General features: G+C 52.0%; 19 protein-coding genes and 1 pseudogene. 8 read left to right on the top strand and 12 right to left on the bottom strand.

Features of this window, described 5'->3' with window-relative positions:
• Positions 1-78: 78 nt before the first annotated feature.
• From NA197_RS00330 to osmB, 6 genes and pseudogenes are all read left to right on the top strand, one after another.
• Positions 79-1,056, top strand: a pseudogene (locus NA197_RS00330) (carboxymuconolactone decarboxylase family protein); the annotation flags it as partial.
• Between the two features lie 244 nt (positions 1,057-1,300).
• A complete protein-coding gene (locus NA197_RS00325; protein ID WP_064000570.1) occupies positions 1,301-3,235 on the top strand; it encodes an exoribonuclease II in 1,935 nt (644 codons plus the stop codon).
• 262 nt (positions 3,236-3,497) lie between these two features.
• Complete coding sequence (gene pdeR / locus NA197_RS00320) at positions 3,498-5,480, top strand: cyclic di-GMP phosphodiesterase (protein WP_001623919.1); 1,983 nt, start codon at positions 3,498-3,500, stop codon at positions 5,478-5,480.
• 121 nt (positions 5,481-5,601) lie between these two features.
• On the top strand, positions 5,602-5,781 hold the full coding sequence (locus tag NA197_RS00315) for a YciZ family protein (RefSeq protein ID WP_001279854.1): 180 nt from the start codon (positions 5,602-5,604) through the stop codon (positions 5,779-5,781).
• A gap of 86 nt (positions 5,782-5,867) precedes the next feature.
• A complete protein-coding gene (gene yciT, locus NA197_RS00310; protein ID WP_017441289.1) occupies positions 5,868-6,620 on the top strand; it encodes a DNA-binding transcriptional regulator YciT in 753 nt (250 codons plus the stop codon).
• Positions 6,621-6,878: 258 nt separating this feature from the next.
• Positions 6,879-7,097: an osmotically-inducible lipoprotein OsmB gene (gene osmB / locus NA197_RS00305; protein WP_000481166.1), complete on the top strand. Its 219-nt coding sequence runs from the start codon at positions 6,879-6,881 to the stop codon at positions 7,095-7,097.
• A gap of 119 nt (positions 7,098-7,216) precedes the next feature.
• On the opposite strand, the gene yciH is transcribed toward osmB, so the two are convergent.
• The 5 genes from yciH to pgpB all read right to left on the bottom strand — a co-directional run bounded on the left by yciH (position 7,217) and on the right by pgpB (position 10,869).
• Positions 7,217-7,543, bottom strand: coding sequence for a stress response translation initiation inhibitor YciH (gene yciH, locus NA197_RS00300; protein ID WP_001285199.1), 327 nt, complete (start codon positions 7,541-7,543; stop codon positions 7,217-7,219).
• A complete protein-coding gene (pyrF, locus tag NA197_RS00295) occupies positions 7,543-8,280 on the bottom strand; it encodes an orotidine-5'-phosphate decarboxylase (RefSeq protein ID WP_074181595.1) in 738 nt (245 codons plus the stop codon). The genes yciH and pyrF overlap by 1 nt, the downstream gene beginning before the upstream one ends.
• Positions 8,281-8,470: 190 nt before the next feature.
• Complete coding sequence (lapB, locus tag NA197_RS00290) at positions 8,471-9,640, bottom strand: lipopolysaccharide assembly protein LapB (RefSeq protein WP_000891378.1); 1,170 nt, start codon at positions 9,638-9,640, stop codon at positions 8,471-8,473.
• Between the two features lie 6 nt (positions 9,641-9,646).
• Entirely contained in the window at positions 9,647-9,955 is a 309-nt protein-coding gene (locus NA197_RS00285) for a LapA family protein (RefSeq protein WP_000876301.1), read from the bottom strand.
• A 149-nt stretch (positions 9,956-10,104) separates the two neighbouring features.
• Positions 10,105-10,869 (bottom strand): phosphatidylglycerophosphatase B, encoded by a 765-nt coding sequence (pgpB, locus tag NA197_RS00280; protein WP_000948651.1) that lies wholly within the window; start codon positions 10,867-10,869, stop codon positions 10,105-10,107.
• 195 nt (positions 10,870-11,064) lie between these two features.
• Between pgpB and ribA the strand changes: the two genes are divergently transcribed.
• On the top strand, positions 11,065-11,655 hold the full coding sequence (ribA, locus tag NA197_RS00275; protein ID WP_001176284.1) for a GTP cyclohydrolase II: 591 nt from the start codon (positions 11,065-11,067) through the stop codon (positions 11,653-11,655).
• A 55-nt stretch (positions 11,656-11,710) separates the two neighbouring features.
• Here the strand turns inward: ribA and acnA are convergent, their stop codons facing one another.
• From acnA to topA, 6 genes are all read right to left on the bottom strand, one after another.
• Positions 11,711-14,386 carry an aconitate hydratase AcnA gene (acnA, locus tag NA197_RS00270; protein ID WP_438796674.1) on the bottom strand — a complete coding sequence of 892 codons (2,676 nt, stop codon included), beginning with the start codon at positions 14,384-14,386 and terminating at the stop codon, positions 11,711-11,713.
• A gap of 182 nt (positions 14,387-14,568) precedes the next feature.
• A complete protein-coding gene (gene ymiC, locus NA197_RS00265; protein WP_223148964.1) occupies positions 14,569-14,661 on the bottom strand; it encodes a small membrane protein YmiC in 93 nt (30 codons plus the stop codon).
• A 109-nt stretch (positions 14,662-14,770) separates the two neighbouring features.
• A complete protein-coding gene (locus NA197_RS00260; RefSeq protein ID WP_074181594.1) occupies positions 14,771-14,941 on the bottom strand; it encodes a hypothetical protein in 171 nt (56 codons plus the stop codon).
• Entirely contained in the window at positions 14,942-15,082 is a 141-nt protein-coding gene (locus NA197_RS00255; RefSeq protein WP_213083417.1) for a YmiA family putative membrane protein, read from the bottom strand.
• A gap of 280 nt (positions 15,083-15,362) precedes the next feature.
• Positions 15,363-16,337 (bottom strand): HTH-type transcriptional regulator CysB, encoded by a 975-nt coding sequence (gene cysB / locus NA197_RS00250; protein ID WP_000776231.1) that lies wholly within the window; start codon positions 16,335-16,337, stop codon positions 15,363-15,365.
• 411 nt (positions 16,338-16,748) lie between these two features.
• Complete coding sequence (gene topA / locus NA197_RS00245) at positions 16,749-19,346, bottom strand: type I DNA topoisomerase (RefSeq protein WP_000513593.1); 2,598 nt, start codon at positions 19,344-19,346, stop codon at positions 16,749-16,751.
• A gap of 402 nt (positions 19,347-19,748) precedes the next feature.
• On the opposite strand from topA, the gene NA197_RS00240 reads away from it, so the two are divergent.
• Positions 19,749-20,000 carry a YciN family protein gene (locus NA197_RS00240; RefSeq protein ID WP_000548616.1) on the top strand — a complete coding sequence of 84 codons (252 nt, stop codon included), beginning with the start codon at positions 19,749-19,751 and terminating at the stop codon, positions 19,998-20,000.
• A gap of 41 nt (positions 20,001-20,041) precedes the next feature.
• Here the strand turns inward: NA197_RS00240 and sohB are convergent, their stop codons facing one another.
• A complete protein-coding gene (sohB, locus tag NA197_RS00235) occupies positions 20,042-21,088 on the bottom strand; it encodes a protease SohB (protein ID WP_000422082.1) in 1,047 nt (348 codons plus the stop codon).
• Positions 21,089-21,247 lie beyond the last annotated feature (159 nt).

The raw sequence follows: 21,247 nt of genomic DNA, 5'->3' as shown, positions 1-21,247 counted from the left end.
GCATACGCCAGGATAATCCAGCATAAACGATCCGACGCCGAATCATTATCGATCGCCATTTCATCCTCGGGAAACCCTATGGAACAATGCCGAAAAGCGGGTAAAAGCCACTGGTATCATGAAACACAATCCACTATGTCGTCACAAACCCCGCTTTCGCTGATGCCGGAAGCCGCGTATGTTAACGATCGTTTTTTACTGGATTTAACGGTAGCAGAAACCGCGTTGACGCCTTTTGAGTCATGGTTAAAGCCCGCTCGCCAGTTGGCGGATGTCTTATTTCCCCGCACGGTTCTCAACGACCGGCTTCATACGTTTAGCACCTATGAACGTATGAGCACCGCGCTGACCGCCGCTCAGGTATTTGGGGTTCAGCGTTTGTGCCGCCATTATGCCGCGCGTCTGGCGCCGCTACCTGGCCCTGACGCCTCAAGAGAGAGCAATCAACGGCTGGCGCAAATTACGCAATACGCTCGTCAGCTTGCCGGCTCCCCCTCCGTTATCAATACGCGGGCCCGCGAACAGCTTGCAGAGGTGGGATTAACCGCCCGGGATACCGTACTCATCAATCAGATCATTGGGTTTATCGGTTTTCAGGCGCGGGTAGCGGCGATATTTCAGGCGTTTTGCCGTCTGCCCGTGCGCGAGCTGCCCGGCCAGGAGATGCAGCGCTTTGCCAGGGCCGCGCGGTTTCAAAACCCCCAGACGACATGGCGGCCCGCCGCCAGTCTGGTAGAATATCCTCCAGCCCATACCAAAGTTCGGCGGCAATATTCGTCTTCACAATGCCAAATAATGGCGCCGGTACTCATGCGCGATCCGTCTTCATTCGCGTTACTCGAACGCATACTGACCAGCACATTACACACTGCGTCGCCCCCTTCTTTACTTCCACTTATCACGCTCCTCACATCACGTATCAACGGCAGCGCCGCCTGCTTTAACGAACAGGCAACCCAACCTGGCGCGTGGCGCCGTGCTGTCATCACGTTACGCCAGGAAGACGACGACATCGCTCGTTGTGAACTTGAGCCCGCGCTGACACAGGCGATACAATGGCTCACCAGAGCGCCCGATCGCTTTAGCGCCGCGCATTTTTTCCCGCTACTCACCAGGGGAGTTTCATCGGAGCAGGCCATTAATATGTTAGGCTGGTGTGGCGTGTGCGGATGGTTAAATCGTTTAAAAATCGCGTTGGGCGAAACCTATTAACTCATCCATTACTGAAAGAGCGCTTGCTGCGCCAGGCAGAATCGCGTAAAACTGTCAGCCGCTCTTTTGGCTACGAAAATAGACGAATATGTTTCAGGACAACCCGCTGCTAGCGCAGCTTAAACAGCAACTGCATTCCCAGACGCCGCGCGCTGAAGGGGTCGTAAAAGCCACGGAAAAAGGCTTTGGCTTCCTTGAGGTTGACGCGCAAAAAAGCTACTTCATTCCTCCGCCGCAGATGAAAAAAGTGATGCATGGCGATCGTATCGTCGCGGTCATCCACACGGAAAAAGAACGGGAGTCTGCCGAGCCGGAAGAACTGATCGAACCATTCCTGACGCGTTTTGTGGGAAAAGTTCAGGGTAAAAATGACCGCCTGTCCATCGTGCCGGATCATCCGTTGCTGAAAGACGCGATTCCCTGCCGCGCCGCGCGCGGCGTTCAGCATGAGTTCAAAGAAGGTGACTGGGCGGTTGCCGAAATGCGCCGCCATCCGCTTAAAGGCGACCGTTCGTTTTACGCTGATTTAACGCAGTACATCACCTTTGCCGACGATCACTTTGTTCCCTGGTGGGTTACGCTTGCCCGCCACAACCTGGAAAAAGAAGCGCCGAACGGCGTAGCGACGGAGATGCTGGACGAAGGGCTGGAGCGCCAGGATCTGACCGCGCTGAATTTCGTCACTATCGATAGCGCCAGCACTGAAGATATGGATGACGCGCTTTATGCTGAGGAATTAGCGGACGGCAGACTCCAGCTTACGGTGGCTATCGCCGATCCTACCGCCTGGATTGCCGAAGGCAGTAAGCTGGATAACGCCGCGAAAATTCGCGCCTTCACCAACTACCTGCCGGGCTTCAATATTCCTATGCTGCCACGTGAGCTGTCTGACGATCTGTGCTCACTGCGCGCCAACGAAGTGCGTCCGGCGCTCGCCTGTCGCATGATCATCGCCGCAGACGGCACCATTGACGATGATATCGCCTTTTTTGCGGCCACCATCGAATCGAAGGCCAAGCTGGCGTACGACAATGTCTCCGACTGGCTGGAAAATAACGGCACCTGGCAGCCGGATAGCGAAGGCATTGCCCAGCAGATTCGTCTGTTGCACCGTATTTGTCTAAGCCGCAGTGAGTGGCGTCATCATCATGCGTTAGTCTTTAAAGACCGCCCGGATTACCGCTTTGTGCTTGGCGAAAAAGGCGAAGTACTGGATATTGTGGCGGAACCGCGCCGTATCGCTAACCGTATCGTAGAAGAATCGATGATCGCCGCTAACCTTTGCGCCGCGCGCGTACTGCGCGATAAGCTCGGTTTCGGTATTTACAACGTACATACGGGCTTCGATCCCGCGAATGCCGACGCGCTGGCCGCGCTGCTGAAAACGCATGGTCTGCATGTCGATGCCGAAGAGGTGCTGACGCTGGAAGGCTTCTGTAAACTGCGTCGCGAACTGGATGCGCAGCCCTCCGGTTTCCTTGACAGCCGCATTCGTCGCTTCCAGTCTTTTGCGGAAATCAGCACCGAGCCGGGGCCGCATTTCGGTCTTGGTCTTGAGGCTTATGCCACCTGGACCTCTCCCATCCGTAAGTATGGCGATATGATTAACCATCGCCTGCTGAAAGCGGTCATCAAGGGGGAGGCTATTGCGCGTCCGCAGGAAGATATCACCCAGCAAATGGCGGAACGCCGTCGCCTGAACCGCATGGCGGAGCGCGATGTCGGCGACTGGTTATATGCACGCTTCCTTAACGATAAGGCGGGGACAAATACCCGTTTCGCGGCAGAAATTATTGACGTCAGCCGCGGTGGTATGCGTGTGCGACTGGTCGATAACGGCGCTATCGCCTTTATCCCTGCCCCGTTCCTGCACGCCGTTCGCGATGAACTGGTATGCAGCCAGGAAAACGGTACGGTACAGATTAAAGGTGAGACGGTTTATAAAGTGACGGATGTCATTGATGTCACTATTGCGGAAGTTCGCATGGAAACCCGCAGCATTATTGCCCGACCGGCAGCGTAACCACGCTTAGCTCGCTCAACGGCCTTTGCTGAGAAGGCAAAGGCCGTTTCTTTTCTTCTTCTCCCTTCCGTCATGCTCTAAGTTTAATCTTATTCAAGCGCCCCCATTTCTTGTTATTTTTAGCTGGCGACTATGCTTTTTCCAGAATCTGGATTACATATGAATACATAGATAAAACAATACGTTCAGCCATAATTACCCTTATTTATAACATGGCTAACCTTTCTTTTCGGGCACCTGGCGCTTAAATGGGATGGTACGCATGATGAAACAGATTCAGGAACAAACGGCGCTAAATCCCCTTCACTCTCACTGGCGTCTGGCTGATGACCGCAACGTGCTGTATCTCTCCCCGACAGGTGAAACGGATGCAGAAAAAACGGTTGAGCTATCGCCGGAACAAGCCGGGCGTATCCGGGAAATAACGGCGATTACGTCCAGTCTGCTGATAACGTTGTTGATAGAAAAACAGGTTACCGCTGTGCACCTGGTAGGCCGTAAGATTAATAACCGTGAATGGGCTGGCAGCCTGGCAACCTGGCCTGATACGCCTGCCGTCTCGCCAACGCAGGCGCAGGAGCTCTCTTTTGCCGAGCAAATCGTATCAGAAGCCAACTCAGTCATTGCGATACTGGATAGTCGGGGAAAAATCTGTCGATTTAATCGGTTATGCGAAGAGTACACGGGCTTAAAAGAGCGAGATGTAATTGGTCAAAGCGTCTTTAAATTATTTATGAGTCGCCGGGAGGCGGTTGCCTCCCGGCACTACATTGAGAATTTTTTTCGCAATGGCAATGCCTATGAAATCGAACGCTGGATAAAGACCCGTAAAGGCCAACGCCTGTTCTTATTTCGTAATAAATTTGTCCATAACGGTAGCGGAAAAAACGAAATTTTCCTGATCTGCGCAGGCACGGATATCACCGAAGAGAGGCGGGCTCAGGAGCGTTTACGCATACTGGCGAATACAGACACCGTCACCGGCCTGCCCAATCGCAATGCTATCCATGAATTTATTAATCATGCTATTGCCTCGGCTGGCGAGTCGCAGGTGGGTATCGTTTATCTCGATCTGGATAACTTCAAGAAAATTAATGACGCCTATGGGCATATGTTTGGCGATCAGCTCTTACAGGCCGTTTCGCTGGCGCTGTTGAGTTGTCTGGAAGAAGATCAATTGCTGGCCAGACTGGGGGGAGATGAATTCATTGTCCTCGCTGCCCATACGTCTCAGGCCGCGCTGGAAGCAGTAGCCTCACGAATCCTTACCCGTCTGCGGCAACCGTTTCGTATTGGACTTATTGAAGTTTACACGGGATGCGCCATTGGCATTTCGTTGGCCCCCCGGCACGGACAGGACAGCGAAAGTCTCATTCGCACTGCCGATACCGCAATGTATAACGCCAAAGAAGGCGGCCGCGGTCAGTTCTGCGTTTTTTCACCGGAAATGAATCAGCGCGTATTTGACTATCACTGGCTGGATACAAACCTGCGAAAAGCGCTGGAAAACGACCAGTTACTTATTCACTATCAGCCCAAAATTACCTGGCGCGGCGAAGTACGTAGCCTGGAAGCGCTGGTACGCTGGCAATCGCCGGAACGCGGATTAATTCCGCCGCTGGAGTTCATCTCATATGCCGAAGAGTCAGGACTCATCGTCCCGCTGGGCCGCTGGGTGATTCTGGATGTGGTTCGCCAGATTGCGAAATGGCGCGATAAGGGGATTAACTTGCGCGTCGCCGTTAACTTTTCGGCGCGACAACTGGCCGACCAGACGCTTTTTACTGCGCTTAAACAGGCTTTGTACGATCTGAATTTTGAGTATTGCCCGATCGATGTCGAGCTAACGGAAAGCTGCCTGATCGAAAACGACACGCTGGCGCTATCGGTTATCCAGCAATTTAGCCAGCTCGGCGCTCAGATTCATCTGGATGATTTTGGCACCGGGTATTCTTCGCTTTCTCAACTCGCCCGGTTCCCTATTGATGCCGTTAAACTGGATCAGGCTTTCGTCAGAGATATCCATAAGCAACCGCTGTCGCAATCTCTGGTTCGGGCGATTGTCGCGGTGGCTCAGGCGCTAAATTTACAAGTGATTGCCGAAGGCGTAGAAAATGCTAAAGAAGATGCCTTCCTGACAAAAAACGGCGTCAATGAACGACAGGGCTTTTTATTCGCCAAACCTATGCCCGCCGTTTCTTTTGAACGCTGGTACAAACGTTATCAGACGAAAAAAATGCGTTAATGGCGGCGATAATAGGGAGAACTGCCTGTGCAGACAGGCATAGCCCTATTTTTCCCTTCTCTTTTCAGATTAATTTCTGCATCATGAATTGAAACCTTTTCTGACATTAAGGATGACAAACATGTCTGATATCGAAGCACAACGAATTGCCGCACGCATTGATACCGTGCTGGATATCCTTGTTGCTGGCGATTACCACTCGGCCATCAATAACCTTGAAATATTGAGAGCAGAGCTGTTAGATCAGGTTAAAGACGGTATCTCGCCATCTCAGGCTCCCGGGTCGCCCTGGGAAATCTGATAGCGATTATTTGTCCGGGATGGCCGTTAGCCCTTCCCGGCTCTCTGACTGTCTGTTGACTCCTCTTAACGTATAAAATTAATGCTATGAACTCCCGACAACAATCAATTTTGCAAATGGTGGTTGATAAAGGCCAGATGAGCGTTGCTGAACTGGCGAAAATTACCGGCGTATCTGAAGTCACGATTCGTCAGGATCTGAATACCCTGGAAAAACAGAGCTATTTACGCCGTGCGCACGGTTTCGCCGTTTCGCTTGAGAGCGATGACGTAGAGACTCGCATGATGACGAACTACACGCTAAAACGCCGACTGGCGGAGTTCGCCGCCTCGCTGGTCAGTCCAGGGGAATCCGTTTTTATTGAAAATGGCAGTAGCAATGCGCTATTGGCCCGGACGCTGGCGGAACAAAAAGATGTCACGATCATCACCGTGAGCAGTTATATCGCGCACCTGCTGAAAGAAACCCCTTGCGAAGTCATTCTCCTCGGTGGAATCTATCAGAAAAAAAGTGAAAGCATGGTAGGGCCGTTGACGCGACAGTTTATCCATCAAGTGCATTTCAGCAAAGCATTTATCGGTATTGATGGCTGGCAGGCTGATACCGGCTTTACCGGACGCGATATGATGCGATCGGATGTGGTTAACGCTGTTCTGGAAAAAGGTTCAGAAGCGATTGTCCTCACCGACAGCTCCAAATTTGGCTGTGTGCATCCCTATCCCCTGGGCCCGCTTTCTCGCTTCCATCGTGTCATTACGGATTCCAGAATTTCCGCCAGCGCTCAAATGCAGTTAGAACATGCGGGGCTGCTAGTCAATGTTATTGGCTCATCCGTTTAAAATATTTCCCGATGGTTTGCCCTATGGCAAATCATCCTCTCTCTAAGACTTTTCTGACATCCCAATTAAGACTATTTACCTGTTGTAACGAGCGTAACGTCGTAAAATTAATATTAGCGAAATAACAGGAAGTGACTATCACCTGCGTGATATACCCCTGCGCAATCAGGTTTTACGGAAAATCTCTTAACAGGTTTTATTTTAACTATAGTTATAGTGAGCTTAATTCCGTGAATCGTTAATTCAGGAGAGAGTATTATGTTTATGACGAGCAAAAAAATGGCCGCTGCTGTGCTGGCAATCACCGTAGCAATGTCTCTGAGCGCCTGCTCAAACTGGTCCAAGCGCGATCGCAACACGGCTATTGGCGCAGGTGCGGGGGCGTTAGGCGGCGCAGTGTTAACGGACGGCAGTACATTAGGCACCCTGGGCGGCGCGGCGGTCGGCGGCGTGATTGGTCACCAGGTTGGAAAATAATCCAGACGTTTAAATATTGAACGGCTCAAAATAATACGTTTATTCTTTTCAGGTCTGGATTACAAAAATAGACAAAGTTGACTTTTACGCCACGGTAATTTACAACCGTGGCGTTTTCATTAGCCGCCAGCTAATTTTACTTTCATTCCTTTAGCTTCCAGCAATGATTTTATCAAGTCGCGTTTATCACCCTGAATTTCAATAATTCCTTCTTTTACTGCCCCGCCACAGCCGCATTTTTTCTTCAATTCAGCCGCCAGTTTGGTTAATTCCGCATCATTCATCTCGATACCGGTAATCAAACATACGCCTTTACCCTTACGGCCACTGGTTTGACGCTGAATGCGAACGATACCATCCCCTTTGGGACGAACCGGCGCCGTTTTAGGTTCTTCAATGCGCCCCGTCTGTGTTGAATAAACCAGACGACTATTGGAATCGCTCATTATGCCTCCCGTTTCAGTGACGCGTTAATATCCTTCAGCGTTTGCGCCGGATCTACCGATTGCGTAACCGGGCGGCCAATCACCATATAGTCGACGCCGGCGGATAATGCCTGTTCGGGCGTCATAATGCGTCGTTGGTCGCCTGCCTCGCTGCCTGCGGGCCGAATGCCCGGCGTCACCAGCTTAAATGCAGCGCCAAAGGCCTGTTTAAATCTGACCGCTTCCTGAGCGGAACAGACCACGCCATCCAGCCCGCATTGCTGCGTCAGGCGCGCCAGCCGCTCCGCATGTTCCGCCGGTGACAACGTCACGCCAATATCGTGTAGATCGCTGGTTTCCATACTGGTCAACACGGTCACGGCAATGAGCAACGGCGCATCTTTACCGAATGGCGCCAGCGCGTCGCGCGCTGCGGCCATCATTCTCGCCCCGCCAGACGCGTGAACGTTTACCATCCAGACGCCCAGGTCTGCCGCTGCGGCGACTGCCCGGGCCGTGGTGTTGGGAATATCATGAAATTTTAGATCAAGAAAGACATCAAACCCACGTTGCTGGAGATCCCGAACGAGCTGTGGACCAAACAGCGTGAACATCTCTTTGCCCACTTTTAAGCGACAATCGCGAGGATCGATTTTATCGACAAACGCCAGGGCTTTATCGCGTTCATGGTAATCCAACGCCACAACGACAGGCGATTCAGTAATAGCGCGGGAAGAAGATGAAGCAGTAAACGTCATGACCAGACCTTCTTGATGATGGGCACCGAAAGTGGCGCAAATTGGATAAACGGCGTGCATTCTACCTGCGGCGCAGGGAAATTAACAGGTTCGATTGACAACCTGATAAGCCCTGCCTGCCGATGCCAGCGTCGTTCCTAGCTTTACGCCATTAAGTATGTTGTAACTAAAGTGAAGCTTTTTTTATATACTACTGCCCATCAAGTCCGCGAATAGGTTTAATGGTCGACCATGCCCGGCAGGACGGACAGTGCCAGTACAAGGTATAGGCGGTAAAACCGCATTTCTGACAACGATACCGCGGTTTACTGCGCACCTGCTCGCCAACCATATCACGCAGTACCATCAAGCTTTCTTTCGCTCGCCCTTCTTCCGCCTCGTTGAGATGGTAATCCATCAGCTTATGGAACACCCGCATGGTAGGATGTCGCTGTAGCTGACGCGTGATATAGACTTGAGCTGCGTCACTACCTTCACGTGCTTCCAGAATATCGGCAAGCATTAACTCAGCGCCAGCACCGGTATTCTCCTCAACGGCGCGACGTAAAAACTCCGCCCACTCGGCATTTTTACCGAGCTGTTGATAACAGGTTTGCAACATCTCCAGCGTTTCGCTGACCAGCTCTTTATCCTGAACGATCACACGTTGCAGGCTTTCGACCGCTTTGGCGTAATCCCCTCTCGCCATATAAACGCGCCCCATCATGATAGACACCCGGGCGCTATTTTTATCTGCGGCGGCACCTTTTTTCAGCAACGCCATCGCGCGATCCATGTCGTCGTTGCCCATCTGCTGTAAAGCTAACTCACAGTAAAAATGGGCGATTTCGATACGCTGTTTATCTTTGCCCAGTTTCACCAGCCGTTCTGCTACTTCGATCGCCTTTTGCCAGTCGCTGGTTAGCTGATAGATTTGCAAGAGCTGCTGTAACGCGCCTACGCGAAATTCCGTTTCGTCGGTAAGTTGGTTAAACATATCTTCCGCGCGGTCATATAAACCGGCGGCCATATAGTCGCGCCCCAGTTGCTGAACAGCCAGTAAACGCTGTTCATAGGTCAATGAAGCGCTTTCCATGAGCGTTTGATGAATACGAATGGCGCGATCGACTTCGCCGCGTGAGCGAAACAGATTACCGAGAGTGAGATGAGCCTCAACGGTGCCCGTATCCTCTTTAAGCATATCGAGGAACAGATCCACCGCTTTATCTTGTTGGTTACTCAGCAGGAAGTTAACCCCTGCGACATAATCGCGCGACAGGCGGTTAGCTTCATCCTGTTTTGTTTGTTGCGCACTTCTGCGACCCATATACCACCCATAGGCAGCGGCTACAGGCAACAACAGAAATAACAACTCCAACATAAATGATTATTCCTTTACAACCGACGAATCGGCAGGGACCGCAACGTCGGTTGCTGGCGAGAGCTTGTTTTCCAGTCGTTTAATTTTACGTTCAGCGCGGGCAAGGGAAACGCGGACCCGCAGCCAGAACAGGCCGCAAATCAGCCAGCCAATCGCAAAACCGACGGCGAACAGCACAGCAAGCAACGTGGAGATACGATACTCCCCTTGCGCCAGCAGGTAGTTAAACGTCACCTGTTGATCATTCTGCGCGCCCAGCGTCACCGAAATAACAAAAATCGCCAATACCAGTAAGAAAATGAGTAAATATTTCACATTACTTCCCGTTATGTGGTTTGCGCGAATAAATCGTGTCCAACTTACCGCATCCAGCCTTCTAAATTACCATTTTCCCGCCTCGCGCGAAATGGAAATGCGCCCACCATCAGATGATTTAAGGGCAATAGTCAGAAAATCAACCGTTGTCAGCTTTCCTGCTCGCGTTCAGCAATTTCTTGCGCTTCTTCGCGAGGCGGCATAAGCGGCCCGCAAATTCGCTGCGCCAGCCAGGTCGCCAGGGTAACTAATAGCCAGGAGATGAGCGTGGCGACCACTAAATCTCGCGGCCAGTGCATTCCCAGAAGCAAACGGCTGCCCATTACGCCGGTCGCCCAGACTAACAAAAACGCGATGGTGAAAGTCCGTCTGCGCGGCCATAACAGACCCACGGCCAAAAGCGCCCAGCTCGCTGCAAACATGGTGTGTCCGGAGGGAAACGCAAAGCCCGTCTCTTTTTGCCAGTGCTGACGCAGGAAAACGGGGATGTTCTGTTGCCCGGCCAACTGCTCTTTCACTAAATGTCCGCGTTCTGTACGCTTTAAAGTGTAGAACTCATCGACGGGAATATGGTGCGTTTTTTCAAGCCAGACCACAAATGGCCGCGGCTCCTGTACGCGCTCCTTTACCCATGACTTCACGCCCTGCCCGACGATAATCGCCCCGCCGAGGATCGCAAACAGCATAATGGCGGCGCGCAGGCGAAATCGCAGGCACCATAAGAACCATCCACAAAGAATCACATGCGTGATAACGCCCCAGGGTTTGGTCACGGTTTCCGTTATCCAGAATAGCGTTTTTAGCCACCAGACCTGATGTCCTGGCTGCCACTGCCAGCCTGATACCCATACGGCAAGCGGCATGATAAGCAACAGGGCGGCGCCTGCCGCGGTGCGCCTCGCAATTGAAAGCATGGATGCTCCTTTTATAAGTAAGTATCACAATCATAACTGAAAATTCTCGCCGGACTGGAAAATTGACAAATTTGTGCCATTCCTGAGCAATTACGTGGTAGTGATTAGGTGATGACCGCTGCCTTATGGCAAAATAGCGGGATACAGGCCAACAGGCGACGACACCGCAGGCGTCAGCATAATCTGGAGAAATACATGCAGCTTAAACGTGTGGCAGAAGCCAAACTGCCAACCCCATTGGGTGACTTTCTGATGGTGGGATTTGAAGAACTGGCAACCGGACACGACCATGCCGCGCTGGTTTTTGGCGATATTTCAGGTAAAACGCCAGTACTGGCTCGCGTTCATTCCGAATGTCTTACCGGGGACGCGCTTTTTAGTCTGCGCTGTGATTGTGGTTTTCAACTGGAAGCCGCGCTGACGCATATTGCGGAAGAAGGCCGCGGTATTCTGATTTATCACCGCCAGGAAGGCCGCAATATCGGCCTGCTTAATAAAATTCGCGCTTATGCGTTACAGGATCAAGGCTATGACACGGTGGAGGCCAATCATCAGCTCGGCTTTGCCGCCGATGAGCGTGATTTCACCCTGTGCGCGGATATGTTCAAATTACTCGGCGTGGATGAAGTTCGCCTGCTGACCAATAATCCGAAGAAAGTCGAAATACTGACCGAGGCGGGAATTAATATCGTGGAACGCGTTCCGCTCATTGTGGGTCGTAATCCAAATAATGAGCATTATCTCGATACTAAAGCGGCCAAAATGGGCCACCTGCTAAGCAAGTAAGCCACCTGTATTAAAGCGCGGGCCTGCCTGTTTACGGCAGGCCCGATAAACGGCTTTAGTTCAGCATATTTCTAATGACATAGTGCAATATGCCGTCATTCTGGTAGTAAGTCAGCTCGGTGGCGGTATCAATGCGACAGCGGCAAGGCACCGTTTCTTTGCTGCCGTCCGATCTCGTTAACGTCACCGGAATGGTCGCGCCAGGGCGCAGGTTTTGCAGATCCGCGACATCAATCACCTCTTCCCCGGTCAGTCCCAGCGTTTTACGCGTTACGCCCTGTGGTAACTCCAGCGGCAGGATCCCCACCCCAATCAGGTTTGAGCGGTGGATACGTTCGAACGACTCGGCGATCACCACGCGAATACCTAACAGCCGCGGACCTTTTGCCGCCCAGTCACGGCTCGATCCCGACCCATACTCTTTCCCGGCAATTACCGCCAGCGGCGTTTTTTCCTGCTGGTAGAGCATCGCGGCATCATAAATCGACATCGCTTCCGTACCCGGCAAATGCCGCGTCATGCCACCTTCGACGCCGGGCAGCATTTCGTTGCGAATACGAATATTGGCGAACGTACCGCGCATCATCACTTCATGGTTGCCGCGCCGTGATCCATAAGAGTTAAAATCCTTCCGCTCAACGCCGTGGTTTTGCAGATAACGTCCGGCGGGACTGTCCGGCTTGATACTGCCGGCCGGAGAAATATGATCGGTCGTTACCGAATCCCCCAGCATCGCCAGGATACGCGCGCCGTGGATATCTTTGACTGGCGCAGGCTGGGCCTGCATTTCATCAAAGAAAGGCGACAGGCGAATATAGGTTGAATCCGACTGCCAGCCGTAGGTATCGGACGATTCAACCTGAATCGATTTCCATTCTTCCGTGCCCTCAAACACTTCCGCATACTCTTTACGGAACATATCCGATGATACCAGTTCAACGGCGCGGGCAATTTCCTGCGCCGAAGGCCAGATATCCTTCAGGTATACCGGATCGCCTTTACGATCGTACCCCAGCGGGTCTGTCGCGAGGTTAATATTCATGTTTCCGGCCAGCGCATACGCGACCACCAGCGGCGGCGACGCCAGCCAGTTCGTTTTCACCAGCGGATGGATACGCCCTTCAAAATTTCGGTTACCGGAAAGCACGGCCCCTACCGTCAGATCGCCTTTTTTAATCGCGGTCTCAATAGGCTCCGGCAACGGACCAGAGTTCCCGATACAGGTCGTACAGCCATAACCGACCAGGTTAAAACCGAGCTCATCCAGATAAGGCGTAAGTTTGGCCTGCGCCAGATAGTCAGATACCACTTTTGACCCCGGCGCCAGAGAAGCCTTGACCCACGGTTGACGCTTCAACCCCAGCGTTACTGCTTTTTTCGCCAGTAATCCCGCCGCCATCAGCACGCTGGGATTCGAGGTATTCGTGCAGGAGGTGATGGCGGCAATGACGACAGCGCCATCCGGAAGCTGATATGGCTGTCCGTTCATCGTATAGTCAACCGGCTGGCGATCTCTTTGCGCGGTATTCAGCTCCAGCTCGGCGCTGGCGGCAAAGGCTTTCGGCACATCGCCTAACGCCACGCGATCCTGCGGGCGTTTCGGCCCGGCCAGACTGGCTTCGACATCGCCCATATCCAGTTCCAGCGTACTGGTAAATACCGGTTCGTCTCCGGGATTGCGCCACATTCCCTGCGCCTTCGCGTAGGCTTCAACCAGCTCGACCAGATCGTCGCTACGCCCGCTTAATCGCATATATTCCAGGGTGATGGCGTCAATGGGGAAAAAACCACAGGTGGCGCCATATTCCGGCGACATATTAGCGATGGTCGCGCGATCCGCCAACGGCAGCGAATCCAGACCATCACCATAAAATTCAACAAATTTACCCACGACGCCATGCTTACGCAGCATTTGCGTGACGGTGAGCACCAGGTCAGTGGCGGTGATCCCCTCCCGAAGCTTACCGGTTAACTTAAAGCCGACGACATCCGGGATAAGCATCGACACGGGCTGACCAAGCATCGCCGCTTCCGCTTCAATACCACCCACACCCCACCCCAATACGCCCAGACCATTAATCATGGTCGTATGGGAGTCAGTCCCCACCAGCGAGTCCGGGTAAGCAATCCACTCCCCGTCCTGTAATTCGCTCCAGACGGCTTTACCCAGGTATTCCAGGTTAACCTGATGGCAAATGCCGGTGCCGGGCGGCACCACGCTGAAACGGCTGAATGCCTGCTTTCCCCATTTCAGGAACATATAACGCTCATGGTTACGTTCCATTTCCAGCCGCACGTTTTCTTCAAACGCATCATCATCGCCGAAATGATCGACCGTCACAGAGTGGTCAATAACCAGATCAACCGGCGATAACGGGTTCACTTTCGACGTATCGCCGCCGAGGCGTTTAACGGCTTCACGCATCGCCGCCAGGTCGACAACGGCAGGCACGCCGGTAAAGTCCTGCATCAGGACACGGGCGGGCCGCCAGGCAATTTCACGATCGGCATGGGCATTTTTAAGCCAACCGGCCAGCGCCTGAATATCTTCATCAGTCACAGATTCGCCGTCCTGCCAGCGCAACAGGTTTTCCAGTAACACTTTAAGTGATTTGGGCAAACGGGCGATATCGCCCAGGGATTTGGCAGCCAGCGGCAGACTGTAGTAATGATACGTTTTATCTTTGGCCTGCAATGTATCCTTACTGGCTTCTCGTAGGGTTGACGACATAGCTCCTCCTTAAATGACAGGGTTGCGTTACCCTGATTCTCCACAGGGTTGTATTAAAGATAACACAAACAAAATGTAACGTTTTGATAACAACCCAAATTGCTAAAAGAGGAGAAACCTAACAGGCGAGGAACGAAGATGAAAAAGCCCGATAAATAACGCATTATCGGGCTTTGACGAGATTAGACGGCAATCCAGATTAACTCGGCCCAGAACAGTAGCGATAATATAAACGCGCCAGTCCATGACCAATACTTTATATTTGACGTTAACATAGGCGACACCAACTGTGTTTAATCAATACTGAGAAGCGCTCAGCACACGGTTGCTGCGGTGTAATAAGACAGCGTTAATAAAACAGTAACGCCAATAAAAAGACGAATATTATTTTTGTGACACCTCGTCAGCAAAAGCATCAATAAATGCCCGCTGCTGCGGTGTGAGCGTCCAGTGTTGCGGAACAGACCGAAAAACGGTCGTATCCGGGGTGTTATCATCGTCACAAGGTTGAATCGGGGGCGCGACCACGCGCTCGCGTTCCGACGTAATGCTCACTTAGCCCCACCAATGCCAGATAACAAGCGCTACCACTACCCAGAACAACGCAGAACCCACAAAAACCGCCAGCCATGCTTTACGTTTGAGCTCAGGGTCGCGGCGCGGTTCCTGGTTTTCAGAAGGCATTACTAACCTCATGCTATCGGTATCACTTATCATTTCAGCACCAAACAATCGGTACAATTAATCATCAGATGAGACAAATCCTAAATAAACTTTAGTCAAAAATCCAGTCAATTTACGAATCGTTGCCAGTGAATAAATCAATCTTTTGACTCAAGATAACTATTTGGAAAAAGAAACTGGCGGGACGGGTAATTCAACACTATTTTGCTGATCATTACCCGTAATACTTCGAGGGATATTGCAAAAGGCGGCTTTGTCTGCCATGCCACTACGACACAAACCCACGGTGATATTACTTTTCAGGCAGCTTTATATCCTGAAACATCGCTTCAATTTCTTCATTAGAACGCAACGCCACCGCCGTATCCACCACATCACGCGTCAGATGTGGCGCAAAACGCTGGATAAAATCATACATATAGCTGCGTAAAAAAGTACTACGGCGAAAACCAATTTTTGTGGTGCTGTGGCTAAAAATATCGTGCGCGTCAATCCGCACTAAATCAGGATCGGTAAGCGGATCGACCGCCATGCTGGCAATGACGCCAACGCCCAGCCCCAACCTGACATACGTTTTAATCACATCCGCATCGGTTGCAGTAAAGACGATCCGCGGCGTTAACCCTGCGCGATTAAAAGCGGTATCCAGTTCGGAACGCCCGGTAAAGCCGAAGGTATACGTCACCAGCGGATACTGCGCCAGCGCTTCGATCGTTATGGAAGACGTTGCCGCCAATGGATGATCCGGCGTCACCACTATCGAACGGTTCCAGTGATAGCATGGCAACATCACCAGATCGTCATATAAATGCAGCGCTTCCGTGGCAATCGCGAAATCGGCGTTCCCTTTCGATACCGCTTCCGCAATCTGCGTTGGCGACCCCTGGTGCATATGCAGCGAAACGCGCGGGTAACGCTCGATGAAGCCTTTAATCACGCCTGGCAATGCGTAACGCGCCTGAGTATGGGTAGTGGCAATATAGAGCGAGCCTTTATCCGGCCAGGTGTGCTCGCCGGCGACCGACTTAATGGCATCGACTTTGGAAAGCACCTCACGCGCAATACGAATAATCTCCTGGCCTGCGGGCGTCACCTGAGTCAGATGCTTACCGCTGCGGGCGAAAATCTGGATGCCAAGCTCATCTTCCAGCATCCTAACCTGCTTGCTGATCCCCGGCTGGGAAGTATACAACCCCTCAGCGGTAGAGGAGACGTTAAGGTTATGATTAACCACTTCAACAATGTAACGAAGCTGCTGCAATTTCATAATACATCATCCAGATTAGCGCCATCAGGCCATCGTTTATCTGCAGACATCATTGGGCTGCTAATACGATTTAATAATAAAAAAGGTGTTAACTATAACCACTATATCATTTATATCTGAACTGTATAGCCAGCGCGATAAAATAATAAGACCGCTATACCCAAAATAATTCGAGTTGCTTAAAGGCGGCAAGGGAGTGAGTTCCCAGGAGCATAGATAACGGTGTGACTGGGGTGAGCGACAAATCTGCCGGGAGCAGATTTGAACGTCGCGTGCGACGGCCCGTCAGGACGAAGCCCATGGATGGGCCGGGTAATCCGTAGCCAACACATAAGCCACTTTAAATATGAAGGGTATATAAAAAAGGGCCGCTTACGCGGCCCGCTTGACTATAGTGACGACAGGCAGGGGTTATTTCTTGCCTTCAACCCACTTGCCGTCGACGAAGAACGCTGACCATCCCGTCGCCTTCCCGTCTTTTTCCGCCGCAACGTACTGCTGTTTTGTTTTGCGGCTAAAGCGAACAACGGTTTTATTACCTTCCGGGTCCTGCTGCGGCGCATCCGCCAGATAACGCAGTTTTTCCGGCAGGCGATCGCGGAACCGGTATAGCTCCTCGACTAATGGCGCGCGCGTTTCGCGTGATTTCGGGAACGTATTGGCCGCCAGGAATATCCCTGCGGCGCCATCGCGCAGCACAAAGTACGCGTCCGATTTTTCACACGGCAGTTCCGGCAATGGAACAGGATCTTCCTTCGGCGGCGCAACTTCGCCGTTACGCAAGATCTTACGGGTATTTTTACATTCGTCGTTAGTACAGGCCATGTACTTACCAAAACGCCCCATTTTAAGGTGCATTTCGGAACCACATTTCTCACACTCAACGATCGGGCCGTCATACCCTTTGATGCGGAACTCGCCTTCTTCAATCTCGTAGCCGTCACAGGTCGGGTTATTACCACACACATGCAATTTACGCTTCGGATCGATCAGATAGCTGTCCATCGCCGTACCGCACTTCTGACAGCGCCGCTTGGCGCGCAGGGCGTTGGTTTCGGCGTCGTCGCCCTCCAGCACGTTCAGAACTTCATTTTCCGGCACCAAGTTAATGGTCGTTTTACAACGCTCTTTCGGCGAAAGCGCATAACCTGAACATCCAAGGAAAACTCCCGTACTGGCAGTACGAATTCCCATTTTACGGCCACAGGTTGGACAGTCGATGCTGGTCAGCACCATCTGGTTAGGACGCATCCCCCCTTCTTCCGGATCTTTCTCGGCTTTATCGAGCTGCTGAGTAAAATCGCTGAAGAAGTTATCCAGTACCGCTTTCCACTCGGCCTGGTGATTCGCAACCTGATCCAGACTATCTTCCATCTGCGCGGTAAAATCGTAGTTCATCAATTCGCGGAAGTTTTCTTCCAGCCGGTCGGTGACGATTTCACCCATTTTTTCCGCATAGAAGCGACGGTTTTCAACGCGAACATAGCCGCGATCCTGAATGGTCGAGATAATCGACGCATAGGTAGACGGACGACCAATACCGCGCTTCTCAAGTTCTTTAACCAGAGAAGCCTCGCTGAAACGGGCTGGCGGTTTAGTAAAGTGCTGAGCAGGCGTCAATTCAAGTAGCGTCAGCGCATCGCCCTTATTCACGGCAGGCAATGTGCGATCTTCATCGCCTTTACGCAGCGCCGGCATCACTTTTGTCCAGCCGTCAAAGCGCAAAATACGCCCACGCGCTTTCAGACGGAATTCGCCTGCGCCAACGGTAAGCGTAGTGGAGTCATATTGTGCTGGCGTCATCTGACAGGCGACAAACTGACGCCAAATTAGTTGATACAACTTCTGCGCGTCAGCCTCCATGTCTTTCAGCGATTCCGCCATGACTGCAACGTCGGAAGGACGGATCGCTTCGTGCGCTTCCTGAGAGTTTTCTTTGCTGGCGTACTGGTTCGGGTTATCCGGCAGGTATTTCTTGCCGAAATTATCGCCAATATAACCGCGCACCATGTTGACCGCATCCTGACTCAGGTTGGTGGAGTCTGTACGCATGTAGGTGATGTAGCCCGCCTCATACAGACGCTGCGCCATCATCATGGTTTTCTTCACGCCAAAGCCCAGCCGGGTGCTGGCCGCCTGTTGTAGCGTGGAGGTGATAAACGGCGCGCCAGGTTTGCTGCTGGTCGGTTTGTCTTCACGCTCCAATACGCTATAGCGCGCTTTTTCCAACAAGCTGACGGCGGCAAGCGTCTGCTCGCGATTTACCGGCCGGAATGGCTTGTCGTTCTGATGCGTGACCTGTAGCGGTAGCGCCTCGCCAGACGGCGTCGTCGTATTAGCGTCAATTTCCCAGAACTCTTCCGGAACAAACGCTTTAATCTCGCGCTCGCGTTCAACGACCAGACGGACCGCGACAGACTGAACGCGACCTGCCGACAAACCACGGGCGATCTTTTTCCACAGCAGCGGCGAGACCATATAGCCTACCACGCGGTCCATAAAGCGGCGCGCTTGCTGGGCGTTAACCCTGTTAATGTTCAGCTCGCCCGGCTGTTCAAACGCCTGGCGAATGGCATTTTTGGTTATTTCGTTAAAGACTACGCGACTGTAGCGCGCGTCATCGCCGCCGATCACTTCCCGCAGGTGCCATGCAATGGCTTCCCCTTCGCGGTCAAGGTCGGTTGCGAGATAGATGTGGTCGGCTTTTTCCGCCAACTGTTTCAGTTCAGAGACGACCTTCTCTTTACCGGGCAGCACTTCATAGTGCGCATCCCAGTTGTGCCACGGGTCAACCCCCATACGGTTGACGAGAGCGCCACGTTCATCCTTTTTGGGCTTTTTAGCCGTTTTGGTGGAGGTAGAGTCGGCGCTCTTTTTAGCTGCTGAGCCACTGGTCGGCAAATCACGGATATGACCCACGCTGGATTTCACCACGTAGTCATTACCCAGATACTTGTTGATCGTTTTGGCTTTTGCCGGGGACTCAACGATGACAAGAGCTTTACCCATATTCACCTTTACCTAAGTTGATTCTTCCAGGAATGCGTCGCACGTTGATTCACCTTCCACTGGCGACGAGACAACGATATATGGTCTCTGCGTCTGCGGATATCAACCCCTTGTACTGGCTTTGTGTACGAAATGTAACCCTCAGGTGACTGAGTTAACAGGCTTTTTTGCACACACGCGCTATAGCACGACGGAATTTTGGTCGAATGTCAAGCAATTCTGTTGCCAGATTGACGAAAGCGTCACACTGTACCTGATAAAATTCGATACGCAACTTTATTAGCATGCAAAAACAAATCTTGCCAGTGAACGCAACATGACAAATCCATCAATTTCCTGTGAGAATATTTGCCCATCAGAAGTGCTCAGCGTAGACTAATCTCCTTGTTTAAGGAGTAAAAAATGCATAAAGAGACGCAACCTATCGATCGCGAAACACTGTTGCTTGAAGCCAACAAAATTATTCGGGAACATGAAGACACGATGGCAGGTATTGTCGCCACCGGCGTAACGCAGAGAAATGGCGTGCTGGTTTTCAGCGGCGATTACTTTTTAGACGAGCAAGGGTTACCGACCCCTAAAAGCACCGCGGTGTTTAACATGTTTAAACACCTGGCGCATGTGCTGTCTGAGAAGTATCACCTGGTTGATTAATCCATGCCGGATGGCGCTGAATGCCATCCGGCAATAGCGGTTTACATCAACGGCTTTTGTCCACGCTGCCACCAGCGCAGCAGCAGCCGATCCGCGCTTTCCGCCGCGCTGCCGGTAACACGATCGATCAGTTTTTTACGCTGCATATAGCGCACATTCAGCACCTCGCGCCCTTCCATCAGGCCGAGGATAACCTCATCGCTGGTGTTAATCTCATCAACCAGTCCCTTCTCCAGCGCCTGCTGACCGTACCAGTGTTCGCCCGTGGCGACCTGTTCAATGTCCAGAGCCGGACGCATCCGCTGCACAAACTCTTTGAACAGATGGTGCGTTTCGTTGAGATCTTCACGAAACTTCTGCCGCCCTTCTTCCGTATTCTCGCCCAACAAGGTCAGGGTACGTTTGTACTGCCCTGCGGTATGCAGTTCAATATCAATGTCTTTACTTTTGAGAAAGCGGTTAAAGTTCGGGATTTGCGCGACAACACCAATTGACCCCACAATAGCGAACGGCGCCGCGATAATTTTTTCCGCCACGCAGGCCATCATGTAGCCTCCGCTTGCCGCGACTTTATCCACCGTCACGGTCAGCGGAATATTTTTATCGCGCAGGCGCTGCAATTGCGATGCCGCCAGGCCATAGCCATGCACAACGCCACCGGGGCTTTCCAGACGCACAACCGCCCGATCGCCGGGTTTCGCCACTGCCAGCACCGCCGTGACCTCTTCGCGTAACGCATTAACTTCGTGAGCATCCATACTGCCTTTGAAATCTATCACCCATACGCGCGGTTTGTCCGATGTCGCAATGTCCCCCAGCTTCGCTTTTGCTTTGGCGGCTTTCGCCTCCTGCTTATGCTTTTTTTTCTGCGCCTTATGCCACAGTTTTTGCTGATGGCCATCCATCAACGCCGCAGCAAGGTCATCCTTCATCTCCTGATACTGCTCACTCAAATTGGTCACGCGCAGCTCGCCGCGCTGACGTTTGCGTTGCGTAGCATTCACGATCAGCAGCACAATGACGGCAATGGCCACCACAACGGTGACGATTTTTGCCAAAAATAAGCCATATTCAGACAACAATTCCACGACTCCCACCTTGATTAAATAACGCGACTTACGCTCAGTGTACAACAGGCATCGAAGTCAGTCTCTCTTCATCCGTGTGCCTGTTGAGGAAGAAAAAGTATGACAAGACGTTCATTTTACGGCGTTATCGCCCCTGTCTGATTGAAAAAAAAGGCGCTT

It is taken from the genome of Salmonella sp. NW884 (assembly GCF_051700745.1).
In the GTDB taxonomy this organism is placed as follows: Bacteria; Pseudomonadota; Gammaproteobacteria; order Enterobacterales; family Enterobacteriaceae; genus Salmonella; species Salmonella enterica.
This window is presented reverse-complemented; position numbering and strand designations above follow the sequence as displayed.